Source organism: Stieleria sp., assembly GCF_041595215.1.
Taxonomy (GTDB): Bacteria; Planctomycetota; Planctomycetia; order Pirellulales; family Pirellulaceae; genus Stieleria; species Stieleria magnilauensis.
Genome location: NZ_JBFHKV010000986.1, coordinates 1 through 3,236 on the forward strand (window position 1 = coordinate 1; position 3,236 = coordinate 3,236).

A 3,236-nucleotide genomic window follows, 5' to 3' on the forward strand; every position below is an offset into this window, starting at 1 on the left:
CGCCGGACGATTGCAGACACAGTCCAACCTGATGCAGGAGCTGGACAAGATCCGCCGCGTCGTCGGTAAGAAGGTCGAAGATGCCCCGCACGAAGTCCTGTTGGTCCTGGACGCGACCGCCGGTCAAAACGCGATCAGCCAAGCCAAGGGGTTCAGCGACGCGGCCGGTTGCACCGGCATTATCTTGGCCAAACTCGATGGCTCCGCCCGCGGCGGAGTGATCTTGCCGATCCGTCGCCAATTCGAACTTCCCGTCAAATTCGTCGGACTCGGCGAAAGCATCGAAGACATCGCGGAGTTTGATGCCGACAGCTTTGCCACCGCCCTTTTCGCCGATTGACCCGCCGCCGGACTGACATGCTTCACCTCCAATCCGAATCGACCCAGCGTTGGCTCGGGCAGGTTGACGAAAACCTGCCCGAGATCTTGATCGATCACGCCCACTGCGAGCGCAAGGCGGCGTCGACGGCGATGAATCTGATGAATTCCTATACCGACAATCGGCCGCTGTGTGTCGAGATGACGCGGATCATTCAGGAGGAACTGGAGCACTTTCACATGGTGATGGACGTCCTCGATCGTCGCGGCATCACCTTCAAGCGACTCGCCAGCGGTCACTACGGACGCGAGCTCAATGCGCTGACGCGTCAGCGCGAACCTGAGCGCGGCGTGGACCGATTGCTGATCGCCTCGCTGATCGAAGCCCGTAGCTGTGAACGGTTCCGCTTGCTTGCCGATCACGTTCGTTCGCGCGACAACGAGCTGGCGGATTTCTATGCCAGTCTGTTCGAATCCGAAGCCCGCCATCACACCACCTACGTCAAGCTGGCCGAACAATTCGCACCGCGGCGCGACGTCTTGGAACGACTCGACCAACTGTCCGAGCAGGAAACGGCGATCCTTGCCAAGGGCAGCCCCCTGGCGCGGATGCACAGCTGATCGAATTGTTTCACGCCGCGGCGCTGTGGTGGATGACGATCGAGTGGATGTTTCACGACAACCAGCATGCGCGCCGTGTCTTGCTCAGACGCCGATTGCGTCGATTGTGTAAGCGTTGCCGGTCCGGGACCAGGCGATATCGTTGCTTTCGAATCGGTGGAACCGGTTTTTGGACACGACGGAATGATTCCGATGACGCACAAGACGATCACGGGAGATTTCTCAAATGGATGCTTTCATCAAACGATGCGTTGTCACTGCAGGTTTTCTGATCTCCACGCACAGCCTGGTTGCCGTCGATGCTTCGGCCGAGGCCCCCAAAATCCAGTTCGACATGCCGGCGGTGGCGACGGCGCTGGACACCTCGCTGCCCGGCCAACCTCGTGAGGTTTCCGTCGAGTTGGTGTTGTCGTCATTGATTGCGGGGCGGACCGATGTTGCATCAGACGACCCGCCGCCGATCGACCATCTGTTGGTTCATTGCGGCTTGCGTGACCGCTTGCCGGTGATCGATTTCTCGCCCAAAACGGAGCTGCAATCGGATTTCGCCGGCCCGATTTCGGTGACCACCAAAGACGAACTGTCCGATTCGTTAGGGCTGAGCGTCGACGGCGTCGTGCCGCACGTCGGCGCCGGGCGTCTCGGGGCCGACGATTCACGCAAACGATCCGATCAGACCCAGTTCCAGCGTCAAGCACCGGTGCAAGCGGTGATCGCATCGGGCACCACCGATCGCGGTCGCGGCGTGTACTTTAAATTTCGCTGGACCAGCCAACAGGTGCTCGAAGGGGAGAAGCGATTTCGAATTTCGTTCGCGGTTCCGGACGCCTGGCGCGGCGGGCTGCTGGATCTGAACGTCACCGCACACGGGGTCGATCGATCCTTGTTCGGGTCGGCCAAGCTTCGCGCCGTGGCCAAGCAAGACTTTGTCGTTGCCGTTCATCAACAAGGCGATGCCGAGGCGGCCACGATCGCGCTGCGGCTTGCCAATCTGGATCGTAAACTCGCCGCGTTCGCGCGACAGCACCCGAAGTCCGGTTCCAATGCGATCACGCAATTCTGGCGCCGCGTCGTCCCGTCCTCCAATGAACCAGCGACGCCGTCGCAGTGGTATCACGGTGTCACCAGCAACCTGCTTGACCCCTACACCGATCATCAGATTCGCTCGTTGCCGATGCAGGTCCGCGTCGCCGTGCTCGGATACAGCGATGCGGCACGCGAATTGTTGGAACTTGGTCAGGAAGGGTCCTGACGGCGCGGTGTCGTGCTACATCGAACGGGGAATCGCGATAGAATCTGGGGCGTGCACCGACGTGGCAGTGGCTGCCGGGCTGTCGACGAGCCTGCCAGCCGCTGCCACCTGTTTTCCACCCGTTCGATACTTCCCACAACGCGACCCACCATTCATGTCTGATTCGGAGCCGAACGAAGTCGACCGCGGAGTCGACGAGTCCATGCGGATGTTCGAAAAATCGAAAGTCGGCGATGAGCCCGCGCTGCAGCCGATCAAGCCCGCGCGTGTCCTGTTGGTTCTCGATGGATCCTCCCAAGACAAGTCGGGAATCGCGGCGGCCGGTTTCTTGCGCGAGACCTTCAACGTGGAAACGTTGGTCTTGGATGCCCGCCCATCACCGGATGGGGACATCACCACCGCGGTGGTCGACGCCGTTTCGGGGGCGCGGCCGATTCAGCGGGGCGAAGGCGAATCGTACGAGATGATTCTGGCGGCGCTGCAAACTCACGCGGTCGATCTGCTGGTTGTCCCGTGTCCTTTCGGTCGCGATTTTGACAAGGTCGGCACCGATAGCGCCGGCACCGTCATCGATGTGTTGCTGTCGCGCTGTCCCTGTCCGATGTTGGTCATCCGCCGCGAAGACCAGGCGCTGGCGGAATGCGTCGGCAAGGTTTCTGTCGTCGTCGGCGCTGAGTGTGACGTCGAATTGAAAGCCGCCGCCTGGGCCTTCGGGCTGTCAGCCGATGACGCGACCGTGACGTTGGATTTGGTCGTCGAGAAAGAGCAGTACGAGAATATTAAATCGATCGTCGAAGCCCTTTCCGACGGCGCGACGCTGGACCCCGAATCGTTTTCCGATGCGTTGACCAAGACGCACCACTCGATCCACGGTGCGATGGCCAAGACGGCGACCGAGCTCGGGCGCAGCTACCATTTGCGGCCACTGGCCGGCGAGGTCGCGCCGCCCAATCCCTTGCAAAACCGAGACCAGACGCTGTTGGTCTTGCCCTTGGAAGTCGATGACCGGTTCGGCCAAGGATTCGTCCAAGACCGCATTCGCCGC

At 61.0% G+C, this 3,236-nt stretch carries 3 protein-coding genes and 1 pseudogene; all 4 read left to right on the forward strand.

Features of this window, described 5'->3' with window-relative positions; all coding sequences use genetic code 11:
- Nucleotides 1–340, forward strand: a pseudogene (locus tag ABX749_RS27125) (signal recognition particle-docking protein FtsY); the annotation flags it as partial.
- A gap of 17 nt (nt 341–357) precedes the next feature.
- Nucleotides 358–939, forward strand: a complete 582-nt coding sequence (locus ABX749_RS27130; protein WP_372898779.1) for a tRNA-(ms[2]io[6]A)-hydroxylase — start codon at nt 358–360, stop codon at nt 937–939.
- Between the two features lie 226 nt (nt 940–1,165).
- A complete protein-coding gene (locus tag ABX749_RS27135) occupies nt 1,166–2,191 on the forward strand; it encodes a hypothetical protein (RefSeq protein WP_372898780.1) in 1,026 nt (341 codons plus the stop codon).
- Nucleotides 2,192–2,345: 154 nt separating this feature from the next.
- Nucleotides 2,346–3,236: universal stress protein (locus ABX749_RS27140; protein WP_372898781.1), on the forward strand; the 891-nt coding region annotated here is incomplete at its 3' end.